Genomic DNA, 20879 nt, shown 5'->3' with positions numbered 1-20879 from the left:
GGTTGCAAATTTACTGTTTTAAAACAAATTAGCAGCAATTATAATTAAAAAGATAAAAAAAAGCACAATCCCCAAATTGTGCTTTTAGTTTTAAATAAAAAATAGAATATTTAAGTTATCCTCTTCGTCCGCCTTCTCTTGAACCAGAACTGCTTTCTCTCTGCGGCTGGCTGCTTCTTGATTCCTGATTTCCTCTTGAAGATTCAGAACGCTGAGCGCTTTGAGGTCTTGAATAAGAGGAGTTGTCAGAACTGCCTCTGTTTTGAGAATAGCTTCTTGGTGACTCTGTTCTTTGCACAGGTGCAGCTGATTGATTGACAGTTCTATTTGTTGAACTTCTATCAGAATAACTTCTTGGTGATTCAGTTCTTTGAACTGGAACACTTCTTTCAGTATTAATTCTATTGTTTGAACTTGTTCTGCTTTCAGAATAATCTCTAGAGGGCTGATTTGTCTGCTCAGAAACTCTATTTGTTCTAGTTTCGTAAGAAGTTCTTGGAGAAGAAACAGTCGAATTGTTTCTGCCGCTTTCTGTTCTTACTGGATTAGATACAATTGTTGAATTTTCTCTGCTAGAATTTGTTGAACGATTTGTATTGTTATAATTTCTATTAGATGTTGATCTGTTGTCGTTATAATTTCTACTGTTTCCAAAATCACTGTTAGAAGATACTCTGTTTGTGTTTGATCTGTTTGAATTATAAGTATTTTGAGATCTGTTTGATTCTCTGCTTGCAATTCGTCTTTGATCTAAATCGTATCTGTTTCCTGTGTTAGCGTGTCTTTGTTCGAAACTATAATTTGGTCTTATTCTTTCGTAGCCATAAGTACGTCTTGATTCATAAAGTACTGGAGCTCTATAGCTTCTTCTGTAGTTTACGTAGTTGTAGCTATTATTCACATTGATGCAAACATTTATATTATTTCTATATCTGTAAACAGGATATGGACTCCAAGCGGCGTAATAAGTTGGGTAATAATTCCAATACCATGATGAATAATAAGGTCGGTAATTAGTAACCCAGAACGAAGAATAAATTACAGGAACTACATTATAAACTGGCTCATAAATGTAGTTTGTACCGTATAAATACGAGTTTCCTACAATCTGAACGCTTACTTTGTTGTAATTGTCTCTTTCTACATCAATAGTAGCGACGTCTTGATAAACGTCACGATCTAATACAGCTTGAATAATTACAACGTGCGTTCTGTTTTCAACAGATTCAATCACACGTAAATAATCAACCTGATCATCGCCGTTTAAATCAAGATTTGAAATTTGATATTTAGGATCATTTAAGCGTCTTTCAAAATCTTGAAGATTTGCTGATTCTCCAAACATTGAAGCAACCGCTCTAAGATCTAAGTTATCACTAATGTCTGAGTTTTTTGCGTAAACAGTAGTTTGGCTTTGTGCTGAACAAGAACCTAAAACTAATGCTGCGAGCGCTATAAAAAGTAGTTTAGTTTTCATGATAAAATCATATTAAGTATTAATGTTTTGAGATATCCAATTACTATGCCACAAATTTGTTTGTTGCTTAATGTGTCCTTAAGTGTTTTTATTTCAGATGTTTATGTTTTGTTGTTTGAAGATTGTGTTTTTCTTTGATAGATAAAGGAGAGAAAAAAGTTGTTTTATAAAAAAGCGAAAACTTATTTGAAATGTTATAATAAATTGTATTTTAGCAACAGCCAAATCTTAATTTATATGAAAAAACTAGTTTTATTTTGTGGTATTTTTATTTTATTGATGTCATTTCGAACATTTAATTATAAAACCGAAGTTAGTTACAGCAGTGGTTTTACATCAATGACAATAGATACTTTATTTAAAGATAAAATTAGCATAAGAGCAATCTTAATCGATAAAAATAAAGTGTGGTATGGAGCTGATAATTCTCGTTTTGGCTACTATGATTTAGATAAAAAAGAGAAGTTTGAAGAACATATTTATCGTGATACGCTTAAATTAGAATTTAGAAGCATTGCGCAAACTTCAAAAAATGTGTTTCTATTAAGTGTTGCAAATCCAGCTTTGCTTTATTCCGTTGATAAAAAAGACAAGAAAGTAAAACTGGTTTATAAAGAGGTTAATCCGAAAGTTTTTTACGATAGTATGCAGTTTTGGAATGATAAAGAAGGTATTGCCATTGGAGATCCAACAGAAGATACTTTTTCTATAATTGTTACTCGTGATGGAGGAGAAACTTGGACTAAGATATTATCCGATAAATTACCTACAAATGCAGTTGGAGAAGCCGCTTTTGCAGCTAGTAATACTAATGTTGTTATAAAAGGAAATGATACTTGGCTGGTTTCAGGCGGGAAAAAAGCACGTGTTTTTTATTCGGCCGATAAGGCAAAAACATGGAAAGTTGTTGAGACTCCAATTGTTCAAGGAAAAACAATGACAGGTATTTTTACAGCTGATTTTTATGATGCTAAACACGGTTTTATTGCTGGTGGTGACTACGAGAATCCGAGTAAAAAAGTAGATAACAAAGCTTTTACAAAAGATGGAGGGAAAACTTGGGAATTGATTGGACAGAATATGGGCTTTGGCTATGCATCATGTGTGCAATATGTTCCGGGAGGAAATGGAAAAGAAATTATTTGTGTAGGCTCTGAGGGAATTCAGTATTCTCAAAATGGAGGTGAAAATTGGACGCAATTATCTACAGATACGAAGTTTTTTACTGTTCGATTTATCAATAGAAATACGGCAATTGCTGCAGGACATAATAAAGTAGTTAGACTTAATTTTAAGTAAAAAAAAACAAGAACCCTAAATAATAAAGTAAGTATTATTATATAGGGTTCTTATCGCTGTTGTATTTTTAAGAAGCTTAATTTTTTCCTGCTTTGTCTCGATATTGTTTTAATAATTTTCGATTAAAATCATCTTCTGATTTTTTAAGCTTTAATATTTTCTTTGCCGAAAGTATTTTTTTAAGATTTGCTGTGTATTTTTCACGTAAAAGATAAAGTTCTTTATCTGTAGATTCGATTTGTGATAATAATACTGCTGCTTCTTTTTCTGAAAGTGAACTTAGATTATCATCATCTAGTTTACGCAGGTAGGTTTTCATTTTGTTATGACGCAGTTCATATTGTTTGTCGTCATAAGTATTATAGATAGGCCAAAATTTTTCAGCTTCAGTTGAAGTAAGCTCTAATTCAGTTGTTAAAAAAGAAACCTTATATGCTTTGATTTTTTCACGTTTGTCATCTGCTTTGTCATTTTGAGCGTAAAATGAAAAGCTTACTAAAAACAGAAGGAATGTTAGTATATTTTTAGTTTTCATATTTTAATTTTTATGTTTTTATTCAGAAATTAAATTTTCAATATTTGGATTAGATGATAAAATATCTTCTAGAGTTTCTTGTTCCAGCGCAACATTTTTATTCAGCTTTTCAATGTCTTTAGTGTCTAATTCTCGAAGCAAATCGTATTGATTCAAATTTGATTGATAAGATAAATAGGTTTCTAAAGTTGCTTCATCAAGTTCTTTTGAAGTTGCGTTGTAATTGTTGACAACAGGAATCATTAATGCAATACCAACTACAGCGGCAGCAATAAGTGTCATTGTTTTTTTGCGCTTGTAAATCGGAATTACTTTAATCTCTTCTTCGTTTATCTGCTGTAAAACTTTTGCCGAAAATGTATCAAAATAATTTTCAGGAGTTTTAAATCCTGATGGTATTTTCGGTTCGTTTTCTAGTTTAAATGCTTTCATAATAACAATAAGATAAGTTTCGTTACAAAAGGTTTAATTTGATGTAACATATATTTCTATTTTTTTTACGGCATGATGATAAGATGCTTTTAATGCACCAACCGACGTTCCAAGAATTTCTGAAATTTCTTCGTATTTTAATTCTTCAAAATACTTCATTTTAAAAACTAACTGCTGTTTTTCTGGTAATGTAATTATTGCTTTTTGAAGCTTGATCTGAATTTCATCACCATCAAAATAAACATCTGATTTTAAATTATCAATTGTTTTGTTCTGCAGGCTTTCAGATGTAATACCATTTAGTTTTGCTTTCTGATTTAAAAAAGTCAAAGCTTCATTTGTTGCAATGCGATACATCCAGGAAAAAAGTTTGCTTTCTTCCTTGAAGTTTTTTAAGTATTGAAATACTTTAACGAAAGTGTTTTGTAAAACATCGTCAGCATCATCATGATTCAAAACAATATTTCGAATATGAGAATACAATGGTTTTTGATAATCAGATAGGAGCTTTTGAAACGCTGTATTTTGCGTTTTAGGATTTAATAATTGTTGTATAAATTCCTTCTCGTCTGTCAAACTTTTTGATTTATCAAACCTTTTATATAGTGTTAGAATGAATTTTAAACAAAAGGTTTAATGACCACCTTCAAAAGTTTAGAATTCTGATTGCTCTTCTTCTTTATTTTGTGTTGGTGCAGCGGCAGGTTTTGGAGTTACTGGTTTTGTCACCGCAGGTTTTGCCGCTTCATGTGTCACAGTATCAACACCTTCTTCTGGTTCAGGCGAATAAACTGGAGAACTAACAGGCGTCGCTGGAACGATTTTAGGAATAATAGGGAAATATATCTCTGTTATTAATTTAGACGGACTTTTTACATCTAATTTACTGATCGATAAAATTTCAAGATGCGACCAGGTTAATTCTGGTTTTATCTTTTGATTATTGATGTATGCTGTTGTTTTTGAAATAGCTTCGTTAGTATGCGAATAATCACCTTTTAAAGTTGTTTTTACAGCATCAAAACCATTTAGTTTTCCTGATAAAATATCACTTCCAGAACTAATTGAGATTTCTTTGTTTATAGGAAGACATATCGAAATTTTTGCCAATCCTGATGCAGTGTCATAAGTATGATAAATAATAAACGGCTTTCCAGTTGTGCTTAAACCATTGGTCTCGCTGAACTGAATAAGTTTCGGAATTACAATTCTAGCGTTTTTATTTACTTTCTGAATTTCGCTGGTAAAAGTCTGTTTGATGTAAGGTGTTTCAGTTTTCTTTACAACTCCATTTACTTCTACGGCATAAGTTTTTGTTTCGTAATCTAGATTTTTGTCAATATTTGCAAGGCTTTTTTCGTAAATAGTACCAATAACCTTGTCGGAACCGCCATTTAGCGCCGTGTATATTTTAAACAAAAAGCTCATAGTTCCTTTTGCTTTCCAAGTAACTTTTGTTTTTCCTGCTAAAGTATCTTTAAAAGTCCAAGTTACGTCAGCCTCTGTGCCGTCGTATTTCATTTTTTGTTCAATGCTTTCACCTTCTTTTGTTTTTAAGGTAATTGCATTTCCATTGCCTTCGTCACCCGACCAATAAAATGAAGCGCCGTTTCCGCTGGTTTTGTTCGGAAAAGTCATTTTTATAGATGGATCTTCCGTTGACCAAGATTCAAAATCTTCATAATTTCTAAAATCATTTACATAATTATAGACTGTAGCTTTTGGCGAATTGATGACTTTGCTTCTTTCAACAGAAAAAATCCCTTTTTGGGTGGCAACAAAAACGGTTAGAGCGACTAAACTTAATAATAGTAAAAGAAATAAATATTTTAGAATCTTCATTTGTGCAGGTTTTGCGTAAAGTTATAAATTTTATTGCGAGTCCAAACTAATAACAAAAATAAAAGTTGGATTCCGTTTTCTCCAATTAAAGGACTTTATAAAATAACGATCGGGGAATGGTTAAATTGTACTTTTCTTGAAAGTTTAATATGGCTGACTATCTCTTTAAAAAGATTTTGATCGCAAATAAAATCGCAATAAAAAGTAGAAAAGCAATAAGGACTTTATAATTTCCCTTGTAAAAAACTTTATGAAGTACAAGATCTTTGCGGTAAGCGAAAATCATTACGATTACAAATGCGATAAAAAAACAGAGTCCGAAAATTAATTGTCCTTGACTAAACATACTTTAAAAATTATTTTTGACAAATTTAGAGAATTGTATACGAATTGTTGCTAATTTGCCATTTCATTTAATCAAATAAAAACATGAAGAAACAATTAGATGCAGTTACTGAATTTCATACTGCTTTTAAAATAGGTCATAGTCATACTCCAATTGCTGATTTGGGAGAAACTAAAAAACTGCTTCGTTATAATTTAATGAAAGAAGAAAATGAAGAATATCTTGAAGCGGTTCAAAATAATGATTTAGTTGAAATTGCTGATGCTCTTGGTGATATGATGTATATTTTGTGCGGAACAATTATCGAGCACGGTTTGCAGGATAAAATTGAAGCTGTTTTTGATGAAATTCAACGTAGTAATATGAGTAAGCTTGGTGAAGATGGGAAACCGATTTATCGTGAAGATGGAAAAGTGATGAAAGGGCCAAATTACTTTAAACCTGATTTTTCGAAGTTGTTGTAAAGAAGATTAAGCGCAAAGAACGCTAAGTTTTTTTCTACTGTTCTTATAAAAACGTAAAGTTCGCAAAGCTTTGCGTTATTTTTGTCATTTCGACGAAGGAGAAATCTTCGCTAGAAGCTCTACAAAGATTGGTCTTTCGTTGCGGAGTTACTTGTGGAGATTTCTCCTTCGTCGAAATGACAAGATTGTGAAAAAAAACGAACCCGACAGATTTTTAAAATCTGTCGGGTTTTTATATTTAAATATCTTTGAATTATTGAACCTTAACTGTCCATCCATAAGTATCTTCAGAAAGTTTGTTTTGAAGACTTGTTAGTTTTTCTTTTAAGAATGAAGCGTATGAATTCTCTACTGGAGTCATTTCATAATATTCACCTTTATATGAGAATCCTTTAATTACACTGATAACTGCAGCAGTTCCAGCTCCAAAAATTTCTTTTAAAGATCCGTTTTTAGCAGCTTCAACTAGTTCAGAAACAATTACTGGACGAACTTCAACATTTAAGCCTTCTTTTTCAGCCAATGCAATTAAACTTTTTCTGGTAATACCATCTAAAATTCTTTCGCTTGTTGGAGCTGTTAATAAAGTATCATTGATTCTGAAGAAAACGTTCATTGTTCCAGCTTCTTCTAATTTTGTATGCGTAGCATCATCAGTCCAAATAACTTGTTGAAAACCGTCTTTGTTTGCTAAGTTAGTTGGGTAAAACTGAGCAGCGTAGTTTCCTGCAGCTTTTGCAGCACCAATTCCGCCATTTGCAGCTCTACTGTAGTGCTCGGCAATAATTACTTTTACTTCACCTCCATAATATGATTTTGCTGGAGAAAGTAAAATCATGAATTTATATTCATCAGATGGATTTGCGATTACGCCAGGTCCTGTAGCAATCATAAAAGGACGAATGTACATACTTGCTCCGTTTCCTCTTTGAATCCACTCTTGATCGATTTTTAATAATTCATTCAAACCTTCCATAAATACATCTTCTGGAACTTCCGGCATTGCCATACGAACAGCAGAATTGTTGAAACGTTTGTAGTTTTCATCGGGTCTAAACAACCAAACATCATTATTATCATCTTTGTAAGCTTTCATTCCTTCAAAAATTGCTTGACCATAATGAAAGACTTTAGAAGATGGATCCATTAAAATAGGAGCATAAGGCTTAATGACCGGAGCCTGCCATTGTCCGTCTTTATAATCACATTCTAATAAATGGTCTGTAAATACAGCACCAAAGCTTAAGTTTTCAAAGTCTACAGAGCTTATCTTAGAAGAAGTAGCTTTTCTGATTTCAATTTTGCTTGTTTGAGTTGTACTCATAATTATGTAAAGTTTTTATCTAATTTGTATTCTTTCAAATGAAAATATAACGTAATGATCTGATGAAGAATAGGTTTTGTTGAATGCAAAATTACGGAAAAATATATAATTTGTTTAGTAAAACTACATTAATTCCTGCATTTGACTGAGATTTGTTTATCTAATAATAAACCTAAAATTTTAGCTAAGTTTTATAAAGATTTTATGAAAAAAGTGTCGTTTTTTAAGGCTTTACGCATTTGTTTTGACTAAATTTGACTGTGAAAATGAGCAATAAATCAATGAAAAGTCATTGTAAAATTTGAAAATCGTGAAAAGAGAAATAATTAAAACGCTAGATGGCTCAACAACAATTCATTTGGAAGAATGGAACGAAAGTTATCATTCAAAACACGGTGCTATTCAGGAAGCAAAACACGTATTTATAAAAAATGGTTTGTCATTATTTGAGCGTAATCCAGTTTCTATTCTTGAAATTGGTTTTGGAACTGGTTTAAATGCTTTTATTACTTTTTTAGAATCTGAAGTAAAACAACAGAATATTAATTATGTTGGAGTAGAAGCATATCCGATCGATGCAAGCGAAGTTTTGGCAATGAATTATGTCCAAGAATTAGAAGCAGAAAGTTTTTCGGAAGTATTTAAAAAAATGCATGAAAGCGAGTGGAATCAAGAAGTGGAAATTAATTCAAGATTTTCGTTAACTAAAAGAAAACAATTTTTTGATGAAATTGACGATTTAGAAATTTTTGATTTGATTTACTTTGATGCCTTCGGATATAGAGTGCAGCCGGAGCTTTGGAGTACAGCCATTTTTCAGAAAATGTACAATAGTTTAAAGCCAAATGGCGTTCTTGTTACTTACGCCGCTCGAGGAGTTGTTAAAAGAAGCATGATTGAAGTTGGATTTACTGTTGAAAAATTAACAGGACCTCCTGGGAAAAGAGAGATGTTTCGAGCTTTTAAAAAGGTCTAAATGAGTTATTTAGAATTATTCTAGATTGATTTATATGCACTAAGAAAACGTATTCGCTGCTAAAGTTTTTAAAAAAATAAGTTAAAAATTGTCTTTATGAATGATATTTGCTTAAATTTGGCTCGAGTTTAAAATAATAGATAACCCCCGAAAATCTTATTTTATTATGTCAAAAATAATGTTTGATTACACGAAATCAATACTTGAAAGAGTAAGTTTCGATCCGATACTTTTCTGCAAAGAATTAGAAAAAGCTATCAAAACACTGTTACCATACGAAATGGAACAATTGCAAGAATGGTTATTAAATTTTATAATTGAAAAACCAGAACTAAAACAAAGTCTACTACTAATTAAAGTATAAAAGAAAAGGAGCCGAAAATTGGCTCCTTTTTTATTTTTATTTCTTTTGCAGCGGACTGATGATTTGCACGTTTTGAAAAACAATGGCTCCTTTTACAACGCCGGCAATTGTTGATCTAAGTGCATCAATAATTTGCATTTTTAATTCGCTCTTAGGGTAAATTAAACTTACTTCGCGAGCGGGTTTAGGTTCCTTAAAATTTCGTAGTTTCAGTTTATCGGATTCTTTTAAGTCTAAAGTGTGCAAGTACGGAAGTAGTGTTGTGCCCAAACCTTCATCGGCTAATTTTATTAAGGTTTCAAAACTGCCGCTTTGAATTTGAAAATTATTTTGATCAGCATCAGCACTGTGTTTGCATAAATTCAAAATTCCATCTCTAAAACAATGCCCGTCTTGTAAAAGTAAAATTTCATTGATGTTTAAATCAGCAACTTCGATTTCTTCTTTTTGAAAACTGCTATGATGTTCTGGAATATAGGCTACAAAAGGCTCAAAGTATAAAACGATCTCTTTTATCTTTTCATCTTCAAGCGGAGTTGCAGCAATAGCAGCGTCCAAATGACCATTTTTTAGTTTTATAATAATTTCATCTGTATTAAGCTCTTCTATTAAGAGTTTTACTTTTGGATATTTCTTAATGAAATTATTTAAAAACATAGGCAAAAGAGTCGGCATAATAGTTGGGATAATTCCTAATCGAAATTCTCCGCCGATAAAACCTTTTTGCTGCTCAACAATATCTTTAATTCGGTCCGCTTCGTTTACAATGTTTTTTGCTTGGTTTACAATCTTTTGCCCAATATCAGTTAGCTGAATTGGCTTTTTACTTCGATCAAATATTAAAATATTTAGTTCTTCTTCAATTTTTTGGATCTGCATACTTAAAGTAGGCTGAGTCACAAAGCATTTTTCAGCAGCAAGCGTAAAATTTTTATGCTCTGCAACGGCTAATACATATTGTAATTGAGTTATCGTCATTTTAATAGAATTTTTTGATGCAAAAATAACTAAATATAATTTTTTTTTATGTTTTTTTTGAAGAAGTTAGCTTAAATTTGTAGTAAACTCATTATAAAAAATGAAAATTATGAAAACAAATATTTTAGGACTTCCAGTAAAAGAATCAGAGTTATTAGTAAAAGAATTAAATGTTCTATTGTCAAATTTTCAAGTTTATTATCAAAATCTAAGAGGAATTCATTGGAATATTCGAGGAAAACGTTTCTTCGATCTTCATGTTAAATTTGAAGAATTGTATACAGATTCACAATTAAAAATTGATATGATCGCCGAAAGAGTTTTGACAATTGGAGGAACACCTTTGCATACATTTGAGGATTATATTAAAAATAACAAATTAACTGTTGGAAAAAACATATCAAATGATGAGAAAGCGGTTCATTTAATTGTGAGTTCTTTATCGGATTTACTAAAAATTGAGCGTGAAATATTGAATAAATCTGCAGAAATTAACGATGAAGGTACGAATTCGATGATGAGTGATTTTATTGCAGAGCAGGAAAAAACGATCTGGATGATGAACGCTTGGCTTGACGAGGAGTTGTAATAACTTGTTTGTTAGTGAAATAAGAGGCAGAATGAGTAGGTTACACATTCTGTCTTTTTTATGAATGTTAAATTTCTATGAAAATTTTGGTTGGATGCTTTGATTTTGTTTGTATAACGTTATTTTTGCTGGAATGAAATTAGTTGCTCGCATATTATTATTCATATTCATTGCTTTCTTATCTACCCCTACAATTATTACGGTGATGAAGAAAAGCACGGATACGTCTATATTTTTCAGTTTTTCTGAAGAAGAGCATTCTCATAAAGAACTTAAGGCTGCTGTTTATCCAGCAATACTTCAACATGAAGTTGTTATGCCTGTTTATATTGAAAAAAAGACGATCGCGTCTGAAAATATTGTAAAACTAGACAATATTTCTCCGAGCATTTTTGCTCCACCTCCCAACTTGGCATAATACTTCCGATTTATTTTGAACTAACTGCATTTTTGATTAAGTGCGGTAAAACTTTGATGAATAATTTATTTAGTATTGTATTATGACAAAAAAAATTAATCTTTTTGCCAACCTTAAGTCTGACTTTGCTTCAGGTTTAGTGGTTTTCTTGGTGGCTCTTCCGTTGTGTTTAGGTATTGCAATGGCTTCTGGAGCGCCTTTATTTTCTGGAATTATTGCAGGTGTTATTGGTGGTATAGTAGTTGGTTATTTAAGCCAGTCGCATATCAGCGTTTCAGGACCGGCTGCCGGACTAACAGCTATTATTTTAACCGCGATTACTGATTTAGGTGCTTTTGATGTGTTTTTGATGTCTGTTTTTATTGCAGGACTAATTCAATTAGCATTAGGGTTCTTAAAAGCAGGAAGTATCTCCAATTATTTTCCAACAAATGTTATTGAGGGGATGCTGGCCGGTATCGGAATTATCATTATTTTAAAACAATTACCTCACGCATTTGGTTACGATGCAGATTTTGAAGGTGATCAGGCTTTCGTTCAAAATGACGGAAGTAATTCATTTTCATTCTTGTTTGACGTAGTTAATCACATTCATTTAGGAGCAGTAGTAATTTCACTTGTTTCACTTGTAATTTTAATTTCTTGGGATAAAGTTCCTTTTTTAAAGAAATTAAAGTTAGTTCCAGGTGCGCTTGTTGCTGTTGTTCTAGGAGTAGTTTTAAACGAATTTTTTGTTTCTTCAGGAAGCTCATTGGCGATTGCAAAAGAACATTTGGTTTCATTGCCAGTTCCAAAATCTTTTGACGAATTTAAATCTATTCTAATTACACCAAATTTTGCTGCGGTTACAAATCCTCAGGTTTGGGTAGTTGCTATTACAATTGCCATTGTAGCTTCTATTGAGACACTTTTGTGTATTGAAGCTGCGGACAGAATGGATGTTCAAAAACGTTATACTAATACAAATGTTGAGCTTAGAGCGCAAGGTATTGGTAATATTGTGAGTTCACTTTTAGGAGGTTTACCAATGACTTCTGTAGTAGTGAGATCTTCTGCAAATAATAATGCAGGAGCAAAATCAAAAATGTCAGCGATTATTCACGGTGTATTGTTATTGATAAGTGTTTTATCAATTCCAGCTATTTTGAATAAAATTCCATTGGCAACATTAGCTACCGTTTTAATTTTGGTTGGATATAAATTAGCTAAACCGGCTACATTCAAACATTTCTGGGAAAAAGGAAAGTATCAGTTCATACCTTTTGTTGCAACTTTAGTATTTGTTGTAGCTACAGATTTGCTTAAAGGTGTAGCGTTAGGAATTATTATCAGTGTTATTTTCGTATTAAGAGGAAACTTAAAAAGAGCATACAGCTTTAAGAAAGAAGAATACGAAGACGGAGATATTATTCATATCGATTTAGCACAAGAAGTTTCTTTCTTGAACAAAGCTGCAATTAAATTGACTTTGAGTGAGATCCCTGAAAATTCTAAAGTGGTTATTAGTGCAGAAGATACAGAGTATATTGCGCATGATGTTTTAGATTTAATTCGTGAGTTTAAAGAAACACGCGCTATTGACGAAAACATCGAAGTGAAGCTGAAAGGATTTAAAGAAGCTTACGAACTTGAAAACACACCAGAAAATAATAATCATGTCTCTATAGAACACTATTACGATGTTGCTAAAAGAGAAATGGTACAAAAAGAAAAAGTTTAAACAAATTATATTAATTAAAGGTATTTCTTCATGGTGAGAAGTATTAGAAAATTAGATAACTTTACCGTAAGTTATTTTTAATATGTTTAAGCATGTTGAAGTACCAATCAAAAAATCAAAAAAATGAAAGAGTTTTATAAGCAGTTACTAGAGAACAATAAGCAATGGGTTGAGAAATCATTAGCATTAGATCCTAATTTTTTTGCTGATTTAGCAAAAGGGCAGACTCCGCCTTTATTATGGATTGGATGTTCTGACAGTCGTGTTCCTGCAAACGAAATTATTGGAGCAAAAGCCGGTGAAGTTTTTGTACACAGAAACATTGCAAATATGGTTGTTCACTCAGATATGAATATGTTGAGTGTTCTGGATTATGCGGTTAATGTTTTAAAAGTGAAACACGTTATTGTTTGCGGACATTACGGTTGTGGCGGTGTAAAAGCGGCTATGGGTCAGCAATCTGTTGGAATTATCGATAACTGGATTCGTCATATTAAAGATGAATATCGTTTACACGATAAATATTTAAACTCAATTCAAGATGAAACAGAGCGTTTTAATGCTTTTGTTGAAATCAATGCTAAAGAGCAGGTTTATAACTTGGCAAAAACTTCAATTGTACAAGGTGCATGGAAAAGCGGTCAAGATTTAATGCTTCACGGATGGGTTTACGGATTGAATTCTGGGTTTGTTACCGATTTAAATGTAAATATTAGTTCAAATGAAGAGCTTGATGAAGTTTATCAGCTTGATCTTTAATAGTTAAATGAAAATTGTTATGAAAAAATCGCCTCAAAAGGGCGATTTTTTTTATTCGTTTTCGTCTAGATTTTCATTAAAAGCAGACGGTAATAATGTTGGGATAAACTTGATTAGAATAGGCAGTAATAAACTTCCGCCGGGAAGTAAAAAGATGGTAAGCGACGGAATGGTTTTGCAAATGTCTAAAAGCTGCTTTTTTACTTTCTTTTTTTCCTTGGCATCCAAATCTCTCGTAGTAGAATAAGCCAATAAAACCATTAATTCCTTACTTTGGATGATTTCCTTAACCAATCTGTTTTTGTTTCTTACAATCAATTTTACAACACTGTGTGTCATTTGATCATAAAAGTGTTTGACAGGATTGGAGTAGTTAAAATAGGGAATTTTCTTTTTATGAGTAGTAATAAAAGTATTTGTTGTATCGATACTTTTAGTAACAAAATCATCAGAAACGCCCATCATTGATCCTAATGAATACAAAAAATATGCTTCTTCGTTTTCTACAACACCATCGCTCCATAAAGCCATTCCGGCCATATCGATTAAGTAATATTGCTCTAATTTATTGCTGAAATAGTCCAGTTGTAAAGTCTCTAAAGTTTCAACAGTAACTTTTGAGAATTTAGAATAGCGAATAGATGCTTCAAAAAGTTTAATTAACAAATCATCGTGCTGAGATTTGATGGTTTTGGTTTTTAATGCCAATGCAACAATTCCAAGAACAGTTTCTTCGATCCGTTTTAAATATTTTTCGGGAATTTCGCCATGCACTAAATATTGTCTAAATGCCAAAACATCAATAAACAAAAGAGCATTGGTTACCAGATGCGAAAAGTTTTTGCTGATAATACTATCGTTTGTTTGTACTCTTTGATCTATTATATTTTCTAAAGATAAAGAAGGAGTATCTTTTGGCAGTAAAATTTTAAACAAATTGAAACCTTCAGGATTCATTTGTTTGTAGAATTTTAAAACTTCGGTAATAAAATGCAGAGGTTCAAAGTCTCTTTTTTCTAAACAAAAAACATTGTAAAGTGTATTTAGTAAAGCGACTTTAGAAATTTCGGTTTTAAACCAGCCTTTTATCGGAATTGGAATTCGAGAATCAATTGCAATAATATGTCCATAAATAAAACCAGTTTCTCTAACTTTATAGTAAAACGAATCAGTCGTTTCAAAAGGGATTGCTTCTGAAAACTTTTGTTCGCTAAAATACTTGTCTATCCAGCCTGGTGCAGATGGGTTAATCATTGACTTAAATTTATAGCTGCAAAGCTATATCTTTTTCTTGTTTTAGTGTGAATATAAAATAAAATAACCACTAGATTTTTGTGAAAAAATAGTGGTTATAGGCTTTATTTATTTGATAATTCCTGCGCAAGCAACTCTTCCGCCGGCATTTCCAGTTGGTTGAGTAGTAAAGTCATCAGTACCTTGATGAACAATTAAACCTTTTCCTAGAATATTTTTTGTCTCATCCTCGCAGCCAATGCACCATTCATCAGTTGTCATTGTAATAGTTCCATTTCCTTTTTCATCAGCAGTGAAATTTCCAATATCACCTTTGTGATACTCTCCAACGCCCCATTTTCCATGCTTTTTAAAGGTTGGATTCCAGTGTCCGCCTGCAGAACTTCCATCAGCAGAAGTACAATCTGCTTTTTCGTGAATGTGTATAGCGTGAACACCCGGTGTTAATCCAGATATTTTTGCTGTGAAAGTCACCTTACCGTTTTTCTCTGTAAAAGTTGCCGTTCCTGCTACCTTGCTGTTGCTTTTAGGTTCTAAAGCTACAGTCAGAGTTTTGGCATCACTTGATTTTGTATTTGTTTTACAACCAATGACTAAAGCTGTAATTATAGCGAACGACGCGATTATTTTTTTCATATTTATGGGCATTTAAATTAAATATTAAGTAAATTTAACATAAAATAACGACAAAGCGAGGTTGTAAAAGTTAAATAAAAGTCAAACTATTCCTTGTAATTTATAGAAAGTATCAATACGAAACGGATTATATTGTGTAAATTAGTAGTGATTTTGAGCTCTATTTTTATTCTAAAAAAGGCTCAATATGTTTAAATTTAATACTTTATTTTATGATGAAAAGAATTTTTATCCTAGCCTTTCTTAGTATAATGCTTATTTCTTGTAGTGCTTCTAAAGGCAAAAAAAGCGATGCAACGGCTAAACTTGATGGAACTTGGGAACTTAATTTTATTACAGGTCCTAGAATTGCCTTTGAAGGATTATATCCAAATAAAAAACCAACGATAAATTTTAATATAAAAGAAAATCAGGTTTCGGGTAATAATAGTTGTAATTCCTATACAGGCAAACTTGTTTTAGATGGTAACAAAACAGATTTTACACAACCTATGGCGGTTACAAAAATGATGTGCCTTGACGGACAGGGAGAAAGTGTGTACATGAATACACTTCAAAAAATAACTTCGTATGATATTACAGATGAAGGGAAAACACTTCTATTTATTTCTGGAGATATTGTCATGATGAGATTCACGAAAAAACAGTAAGGTTACTTACTGTTTTTTTTTGATTATGGTTTATTGTTAAACAATATAAATGCTATTTAAAGATGAAAACTAAATTATCTATTTTATTAGTATTACTGGTCTTTCTGAATTTTTCTGTCTCAGCACAACAAAAATCTAAAAAAGAACTAAAGGCCGAGAGAGAACTACAAAAACAGAAAGAAATTGAGGCTTTGATTGATGCTAAAGATTTTGTTTTTGAAGCGCAAAAAACTACTCCGACAGGAGGAAGGATTATTAATTTAGATTATAATACTTATTTTTTAAATTTTAATACTGAAAAAACAACTTGTGATTTACCCTTTTTTGGACGTGGATATAATGTAGGATATGGAACTGACGGAGGAATTAAATTTGAAGGAGTTCCTTATAATTTGAAGATTGAAAAGAATAAAAAAAACTACGTTGTAAAAGCGACAGTTAAAGGGAGAAATGATGTTTATGATTTGGTATTTACGATCTTTTTTAATGGAAACAGTTCTCTTTCTGTAAGCAGTAACAATAGGGCTTCTATTTTTTATGATGGTGTAGTAAGTGCGCCGAAGAAGGTTGTTAGTAAAGAGTAAAGAGTAAAGAGTAAAGAGTAAAGAGTAAAGAGTAAAGAGTAAAGAGTAAAGAGTAAAGAGTAAAGAGTAAAGAGTTTCTGTTATTAATGATGCCCTGAATTATTTTTATGCTAAAAAAGTCATCTTGTTTTTTGTCTGAGAAGTTTTTGCTTGTATTGTTATTTTTCTTCGGGGTATTTTCTTCGTACGGCCAAGATTTAGAACCGAGAGTTTACGCTAATGTTGCTAAGGACTTAAATGTTGTAGCAATTGGTTATGTTTTTATGAATGGTAATGTGCTCACAGATCCTTCGCTGCCTATTACAGATTTTACTCTCCACAGCCACAATTTAGCAGTGAATTATATTAGAACTTTTGCGGTGTCTAATAAATTGGCTCGTGTGCAGGTTGCTTTGCCTTATACATTCATGGATGGTTCTCAAACTCGTACAAATGGTGATGTTTTAACTGGGTCACGAACTGGATTTGCAGATATGAAAGTTCGGTTAGGAATTAATTTATTAGGTTCGCCGGCACTCGATAAGACAGAATTTAGAAATTTTGAGCAAAAAACGATTTTAGGAGTAAGTTTGGTTACCTCAATACCAACGGGTAGATATTATGATGATAAACAGGTTAATATAGGAACTAACCGTTGGGGATTTAAACCTGAAATTGGAGTTTCAAAACGTTTTGCACATGTATATGCCGAAGCTTATGGCGGTATTTGGTTTTATACTAATAATAATGATTTTCTTGGAAAAAAATTAGAACAAAAGCCAACTTATAGCTTACAGGCACATGCCAGTTATTATTTTCAAAATAAAATGTGGGTAGGATTTAATACAAACTGGTTCTTTGGCGGAAAAACAATTACAGACGGTGTTTCTGATGACAGTCAAATTGATAATTGGCGGGTAGGAGCAACATTTTCAACTCCTATAGCAAAAGGGCAGTCTATAAAGTTTCAGTATCACGTTGGAGCATATACTAATAACGGACTTAATTATTATGCTTTATCAGCGGCTTATCAATATTCATTTTTCTAGACTGAAAAAAAATTTACGATTAATGTGTTAAAAATCAGTATATTTGAGTATGCATAATCCATTAAGAACAAATTTAAAATCAAAATTATGAAAAAATTAAGTCTTATTTTTATTTTGGCTGCGGCCACGTTTTCTTCTTATGCTCAATCTTCTTTCAAAGAAGATTTAGATGTTGTACAAAGTGTTTATGGAAAATCGAAAAGTGATCTTGTAAAAGAATACATGAATTTATCGGATACACAAGCTGCAGCATTTACAAAAGTTTATGATAGTTATGAAACACAGCGTAAAGCTCTTGGTCAAACAAAATTTCAATTGCTTAATGATTATGCGGCCAATTACGCAACATTAACTGATGAAAAAGCAGACCAACTGGCAAAAGCAGCTTTGAAAAATGAAATTGACTACGAAAAGTTATTTTCAAAAACGTATGGTCAGGCAAAAAAAGCTGTTGGATCTATAAATGCTGCAAAATTTATACAGTTAGAAGTTTATCTTCAAACGACAATTCGTAACGAAATACAAAATTCAATTCCGTTTATTGGAGAATTAGACAAAGCAAAATTGAATTAAGAGATTTATATTCGCATAAAAAAAGGCAGTTATTGTAATAACTGCCTTTTTTTTATGCTCAATTTTCGTTTTCGTCTTTCCTTTTATTTTGATCTTGTTTAATATAGATATCTTGCTGCGGAAAAGGAATTTCGATATTATTTGCTCTAAAAACTTTATCAATTTCAATAATTAAATCACTTTTTACATCACTTGCAAAATTTATATTCCCAACCCAATATTTGACAACAATATCAATAGAACTGCTGTTAAAAGTAGCTATCCAAATAATTGGCTCTGGATATTGAAGTACTAAAGAATGGTTTCTTAATATTTCATTTAGTAAGGATTTTACATTTTCTAAATTAGTTCCATACGCGACTCCAATAGAAATATCTGTGCGTTTTTTATTGTTTGAGAGCGTCCAATTCGTTAAATGTTGGCTTAATAAATCTCCATTTGGTATTATAACATCGGCGCCGTCAAAAGTTCCCACAACACTGCTTCGTATTCCAATAGATTTCATTTTTACCATTTGACCGCCTATTTCAATTGTATCATTTATGTTAACAGGTTTTTCAAAAGCAATTATTAAACCGCTGACAATGTTGTTTACTAAAGTTTGAAGACCAAATCCAATACCAACACCTAAAGCACTAATAATAATAGTTAAGCGATCAACAGGAATTCCAGATGATATAAAAGCAAGACTTATTCCGACACTAAATATGGCAATTTGTATGAAAAGCATCCAGCTGCCAAATTTATTTTTTTTAACGCCTGAAGAGGAATTAATAGAAGTACTCGTTAAAAACGCAACAATTTTAGCAATAACGACAGAAGCAATAATGATAAAGAAGAAAACAAAAATACTTTGATAAGAATAATTGAAATCGCCAATATTTCGAGGTTCTGTAAAAAAGTTAATAATTGGATCGAGAATAGCTTGAAAAAGATATGAATTCTTGCCTATAGACACCAGCCATCCAAGAACAAACAAAGTATTGATTTTAGGATCGGTACTGATTTTTTCTAATTCGCTGCTGTTTAATAATTTCTCTTCGTTTGATTCTCTTAAATAATTAGAATAGTTTATAATGTCAGCAAGCAAACGGTAAGTTGTGGTGAATAAATAATACATTAAAACCGTTATGATGCCGTTTATAGCTAGAAGCTTTCCTAAATTATAGTTTTTACCAATTAAGATGAATAATATAGATGCTGTCTCAAAAGTTATTAAAACATATAAGCTGTATTTAAAAAAAGGATTTAAAATCTCTTTATTCTTTTTCAGATTATAAATTGTAAATGCAATTGATGAAAATGCTATTATTAAAATTAAAATAACCTCTTTTACAGAGTGTGTTAGAATATTATTGTCATACAATCCTAGAAGAATAATAATGACATAAGTTTTCCATACAAACTTTTCCTTTGGTGTAAAATATTCTTTATTTACTATGGTTAAAGCAATTATCGAGACTAACCAAATAAGAGCTGTAAAAGCAAAAGGAGGGTAAGTGAAGAAAAAATTGAACAAAGTAAACGAAACTAATACGGCACACGAAATGGGATGTCGAAATATTTGTTTGGAAAGTTTTGTGGTATTGTAAACGCCTTCTTTTTTATACTTCTTTTTAAGAAACAATAAATAAATGACTAGAACGACTGCAAGCAGAAGCATTAAAACAATTGTTTTAAAATGATTTGAAATGAAGAATATTAAAATGATCGATTCTTTGGTAAGCGAGTAAAAGAATGATTCATAAAAAGGCATTTCACTTGAATTGGTGCTAAAAATTGTTCCATCAGAATCTAATAGATTTTGAAATTCGTTTTTCCTAATATTATCGGTCTCGATTATGTCGTTTTGCAGATCATATTTAAAATGTCTCGCAGTAATTTGCAGTTTGCTGATACTGTCAAGTGCATCTTTAAATCGTTTATTAAGCGAGTTGACATTAGAGTACATTTGAGAATAACGATCATAATATAGGATCTTTCGCAATGAATCTTTTGGAAGTACAAAAAGTGATTTTTGAATTGTTAAAGAGTCAATTTTCCCTTGTATTTTACTTAACTCGATGCTGTTGTTTTTGATCTTTGAAAGCTGAATTTCAAGACGCGTCTGCAATTCATTAAGCATAATCGATGTAACGGTTATGTTTCTAAGCGTTTGAAAATCATTTCGATTTTTGATTATACCATCTATAGCCGTTTTTTTTAGTTTGATAGCATAATCTAATTCTGTGGTAAAAACTTTGTAATCAATACCCGTTTTTAAAATAATATTGGCATCTTGAATGTTTTTAGAAATAGCATCAAATAATAAATTATGGTTTTTGGTTATTTTATTTTCGATGTAAAGCTGCCTGCTTTTCTCTTCATCTAATTTGAGTAAACTTTCAATCTTAGTATTTTTAGGAATCTCGTTTTTTAATTTAAGACTATCTTCTAGAAGTGAACTTTGAGCATAAGAAGTATAAACTGGACTGGCAGTTAAAAGTACAATTGCAATTATTTTTAAAACAGTAAAGTTAATTATGATGTTTTTATAAAAAATAGCATTGCGAATTATAGTCGAAAATATCATAATACTTTGCTTTTGGGAGTTACCCCAAAAATACTATAAAAAAAAACAACCTAAAAAAA

General features: G+C 31.5%; 23 protein-coding genes. 12 read left to right on the top strand and 11 right to left on the bottom strand.

Annotated elements, in window-relative coordinates; genetic code table 11:
• Nucleotides 1-115 precede the first annotated feature (115 nt).
• Nucleotides 116-1477: a hypothetical protein gene (locus NLG42_RS22940; protein ID WP_257682513.1), complete on the bottom strand. Its 1362-nt coding sequence runs from the start codon at nt 1475-1477 to the stop codon at nt 116-118.
• Nucleotides 1478-1714: 237 nt separating this feature from the next.
• Between NLG42_RS22940 and NLG42_RS22935 the strand changes: the two genes are divergently transcribed.
• Entirely contained in the window at nt 1715-2776 is a 1062-nt protein-coding gene (locus NLG42_RS22935; RefSeq protein WP_099719359.1) for a beta propeller repeat protein, read from the top strand.
• Nucleotides 2777-2852: 76 nt separating this feature from the next.
• Here NLG42_RS22935 and NLG42_RS22930 read toward each other — a convergent pair whose 3' ends face one another.
• From NLG42_RS22930 to NLG42_RS22910, 5 genes are all read right to left on the bottom strand, one after another.
• Nucleotides 2853-3311: a sensor of ECF-type sigma factor gene (locus tag NLG42_RS22930; protein ID WP_089058703.1), complete on the bottom strand. Its 459-nt coding sequence runs from the start codon at nt 3309-3311 to the stop codon at nt 2853-2855.
• Nucleotides 3312-3329: 18 nt separating this feature from the next.
• Nucleotides 3330-3743: a hypothetical protein gene (locus NLG42_RS22925; RefSeq protein ID WP_089058704.1), complete on the bottom strand. Its 414-nt coding sequence runs from the start codon at nt 3741-3743 to the stop codon at nt 3330-3332.
• 33 nt (nt 3744-3776) lie between these two features.
• Nucleotides 3777-4319: an RNA polymerase sigma factor gene (locus NLG42_RS22920; RefSeq protein WP_089058705.1), complete on the bottom strand. Its 543-nt coding sequence runs from the start codon at nt 4317-4319 to the stop codon at nt 3777-3779.
• 78 nt (nt 4320-4397) lie between these two features.
• The gene (locus NLG42_RS22915) at nt 4398-5585 is read right to left on the bottom strand and encodes an SRPBCC family protein (RefSeq protein WP_257682512.1); all 1188 of its coding nucleotides are present in this window, start codon (nt 5583-5585) and stop codon (nt 4398-4400) included.
• 157 nt (nt 5586-5742) lie between these two features.
• The gene (locus NLG42_RS22910; RefSeq protein ID WP_099719356.1) at nt 5743-5931 is read right to left on the bottom strand and encodes a hypothetical protein; all 189 of its coding nucleotides are present in this window, start codon (nt 5929-5931) and stop codon (nt 5743-5745) included.
• An 83-nt stretch (nt 5932-6014) separates the two neighbouring features.
• Between NLG42_RS22910 and NLG42_RS22905 the strand changes: the two genes are divergently transcribed.
• The gene (locus NLG42_RS22905; protein ID WP_089053172.1) at nt 6015-6395 is read left to right on the top strand and encodes a pyrophosphohydrolase domain-containing protein; all 381 of its coding nucleotides are present in this window, start codon (nt 6015-6017) and stop codon (nt 6393-6395) included.
• A 253-nt stretch (nt 6396-6648) separates the two neighbouring features.
• Here NLG42_RS22905 and NLG42_RS22900 read toward each other — a convergent pair whose 3' ends face one another.
• Complete coding sequence (locus NLG42_RS22900; protein WP_257682511.1) at nt 6649-7719, bottom strand: branched-chain amino acid aminotransferase; 1071 nt, start codon at nt 7717-7719, stop codon at nt 6649-6651.
• 310 nt (nt 7720-8029) lie between these two features.
• Between NLG42_RS22900 and mnmC2 the strand changes: the two genes are divergently transcribed.
• Both mnmC2 and NLG42_RS22890 read left to right on the top strand, forming a co-directional pair.
• A complete protein-coding gene (gene mnmC2 / locus NLG42_RS22895; protein ID WP_257682510.1) occupies nt 8030-8695 on the top strand; it encodes a tRNA (5-methylaminomethyl-2-thiouridine)(34)-methyltransferase MnmC2 in 666 nt (221 codons plus the stop codon).
• A 166-nt stretch (nt 8696-8861) separates the two neighbouring features.
• Entirely contained in the window at nt 8862-9059 is a 198-nt protein-coding gene (locus tag NLG42_RS22890) for a hypothetical protein (protein ID WP_089053175.1), read from the top strand.
• Between the two features lie 36 nt (nt 9060-9095).
• Here the strand turns inward: NLG42_RS22890 and NLG42_RS22885 are convergent, their stop codons facing one another.
• Nucleotides 9096-10037, bottom strand: a complete 942-nt coding sequence (locus NLG42_RS22885; RefSeq protein ID WP_089058710.1) for a LysR substrate-binding domain-containing protein — start codon at nt 10035-10037, stop codon at nt 9096-9098.
• Nucleotides 10038-10146: 109 nt separating this feature from the next.
• Between NLG42_RS22885 and NLG42_RS22880 the strand changes: the two genes are divergently transcribed.
• The 4 genes from NLG42_RS22880 (at nt 10147) to can (ending at nt 13523) form a co-directional block, all read left to right on the top strand.
• Nucleotides 10147-10626, top strand: a complete 480-nt coding sequence (locus NLG42_RS22880) for a Dps family protein (RefSeq protein WP_089053277.1) — start codon at nt 10147-10149, stop codon at nt 10624-10626.
• Between the two features lie 205 nt (nt 10627-10831).
• Nucleotides 10832-11044, top strand: coding sequence for a hypothetical protein (locus NLG42_RS22875; protein WP_233207038.1), 213 nt, complete (start codon nt 10832-10834; stop codon nt 11042-11044).
• Between the two features lie 82 nt (nt 11045-11126).
• Nucleotides 11127-12764, top strand: a complete 1638-nt coding sequence (locus NLG42_RS22870; RefSeq protein ID WP_089058711.1) for a SulP family inorganic anion transporter — start codon at nt 11127-11129, stop codon at nt 12762-12764.
• 123 nt (nt 12765-12887) lie between these two features.
• Nucleotides 12888-13523: a carbonate dehydratase gene (can, locus tag NLG42_RS22865; protein WP_089053179.1), complete on the top strand. Its 636-nt coding sequence runs from the start codon at nt 12888-12890 to the stop codon at nt 13521-13523.
• A 51-nt stretch (nt 13524-13574) separates the two neighbouring features.
• On the opposite strand, the gene NLG42_RS22860 is transcribed toward can, so the two are convergent.
• Both NLG42_RS22860 and NLG42_RS22855 read right to left on the bottom strand, forming a co-directional pair.
• The gene (locus tag NLG42_RS22860) at nt 13575-14777 is read right to left on the bottom strand and encodes an LETM1-related biofilm-associated protein (RefSeq protein WP_089058712.1); all 1203 of its coding nucleotides are present in this window, start codon (nt 14775-14777) and stop codon (nt 13575-13577) included.
• A gap of 108 nt (nt 14778-14885) precedes the next feature.
• Complete coding sequence (locus NLG42_RS22855; protein WP_089058713.1) at nt 14886-15413, bottom strand: superoxide dismutase family protein; 528 nt, start codon at nt 15411-15413, stop codon at nt 14886-14888.
• A gap of 212 nt (nt 15414-15625) precedes the next feature.
• On the opposite strand from NLG42_RS22855, the gene NLG42_RS22850 reads away from it, so the two are divergent.
• From NLG42_RS22850 to NLG42_RS22835, 4 genes are all read left to right on the top strand, one after another.
• Nucleotides 15626-16063 carry an META domain-containing protein gene (locus tag NLG42_RS22850; RefSeq protein WP_089058714.1) on the top strand — a complete coding sequence of 146 codons (438 nt, stop codon included), beginning with the start codon at nt 15626-15628 and terminating at the stop codon, nt 16061-16063.
• A 62-nt stretch (nt 16064-16125) separates the two neighbouring features.
• Complete coding sequence (locus tag NLG42_RS22845; RefSeq protein ID WP_257682509.1) at nt 16126-16647, top strand: DUF4251 domain-containing protein; 522 nt, start codon at nt 16126-16128, stop codon at nt 16645-16647.
• 131 nt (nt 16648-16778) lie between these two features.
• Nucleotides 16779-17675, top strand: a complete 897-nt coding sequence (locus NLG42_RS22840) for a transporter (protein ID WP_257682508.1) — start codon at nt 16779-16781, stop codon at nt 17673-17675.
• 87 nt (nt 17676-17762) lie between these two features.
• Nucleotides 17763-18248, top strand: coding sequence for a hypothetical protein (locus NLG42_RS22835; RefSeq protein ID WP_257682507.1), 486 nt, complete (start codon nt 17763-17765; stop codon nt 18246-18248).
• 58 nt (nt 18249-18306) lie between these two features.
• On the opposite strand, the gene NLG42_RS22830 is transcribed toward NLG42_RS22835, so the two are convergent.
• Entirely contained in the window at nt 18307-20820 is a 2514-nt protein-coding gene (locus tag NLG42_RS22830) for a mechanosensitive ion channel family protein (RefSeq protein WP_257682506.1), read from the bottom strand.
• Nucleotides 20821-20879: the final 59 nt, after the last annotated feature.

It is taken from the genome of Flavobacterium plurextorum, from assembly GCF_024638035.1.
Taxonomy (GTDB): Bacteria; Bacteroidota; Bacteroidia; order Flavobacteriales; family Flavobacteriaceae; genus Flavobacterium; species Flavobacterium plurextorum.
Note: the sequence above shows the minus strand (reverse complement) of the source record. Positions and strands in the feature narration are given on the sequence as shown.

Coding starts and splice junctions, on each gene's coding strand:
- NLG42_RS22940 (WP_257682513.1), bottom strand. CDS start 1,477: ATGAAAACTAAACTACTTTTTATAGCGCTCGCAGCATTAGTTTTAGGT.
- NLG42_RS22935 (WP_099719359.1), top strand. CDS start 1,715: ATGAAAAAACTAGTTTTATTTTGTGGTATTTTTATTTTATTGATGTCA.
- NLG42_RS22930 (WP_089058703.1), bottom strand. CDS start 3,311: ATGAAAACTAAAAATATACTAACATTCCTTCTGTTTTTAGTAAGCTTT.
- NLG42_RS22925 (WP_089058704.1), bottom strand. CDS start 3,743: ATGAAAGCATTTAAACTAGAAAACGAACCGAAAATACCATCAGGATTT.
- NLG42_RS22915 (WP_257682512.1), bottom strand. CDS start 5,585: ATGAAGATTCTAAAATATTTATTTCTTTTACTATTATTAAGTTTAGTC.
- NLG42_RS22910 (WP_099719356.1), bottom strand. CDS start 5,931: ATGTTTAGTCAAGGACAATTAATTTTCGGACTCTGTTTTTTTATCGCA.
- NLG42_RS22905 (WP_089053172.1), top strand. CDS start 6,015: ATGAAGAAACAATTAGATGCAGTTACTGAATTTCATACTGCTTTTAAA.
- NLG42_RS22900 (WP_257682511.1), bottom strand. CDS start 7,719: ATGAGTACAACTCAAACAAGCAAAATTGAAATCAGAAAAGCTACTTCT.
- NLG42_RS22890 (WP_089053175.1), top strand. CDS start 8,862: ATGTCAAAAATAATGTTTGATTACACGAAATCAATACTTGAAAGAGTA.
- NLG42_RS22885 (WP_089058710.1), bottom strand. CDS start 10,037: ATGACGATAACTCAATTACAATATGTATTAGCCGTTGCAGAGCATAAA.
- NLG42_RS22880 (WP_089053277.1), top strand. CDS start 10,147: ATGAAAACAAATATTTTAGGACTTCCAGTAAAAGAATCAGAGTTATTA.
- NLG42_RS22875 (WP_233207038.1), top strand. CDS start 10,832: ATGAAGAAAAGCACGGATACGTCTATATTTTTCAGTTTTTCTGAAGAA.
- NLG42_RS22870 (WP_089058711.1), top strand. CDS start 11,127: ATGACAAAAAAAATTAATCTTTTTGCCAACCTTAAGTCTGACTTTGCT.
- can (WP_089053179.1), top strand. CDS start 12,888: ATGAAAGAGTTTTATAAGCAGTTACTAGAGAACAATAAGCAATGGGTT.
- NLG42_RS22860 (WP_089058712.1), bottom strand. CDS start 14,777: ATGATTAACCCATCTGCACCAGGCTGGATAGACAAGTATTTTAGCGAA.
- NLG42_RS22855 (WP_089058713.1), bottom strand. CDS start 15,413: ATGAAAAAAATAATCGCGTCGTTCGCTATAATTACAGCTTTAGTCATT.
- NLG42_RS22850 (WP_089058714.1), top strand. CDS start 15,626: ATGATGAAAAGAATTTTTATCCTAGCCTTTCTTAGTATAATGCTTATT.
- NLG42_RS22845 (WP_257682509.1), top strand. CDS start 16,126: ATGAAAACTAAATTATCTATTTTATTAGTATTACTGGTCTTTCTGAAT.
- NLG42_RS22835 (WP_257682507.1), top strand. CDS start 17,763: ATGAAAAAATTAAGTCTTATTTTTATTTTGGCTGCGGCCACGTTTTCT.
- NLG42_RS22830 (WP_257682506.1), bottom strand. CDS start 20,820: ATGATATTTTCGACTATAATTCGCAATGCTATTTTTTATAAAAACATC.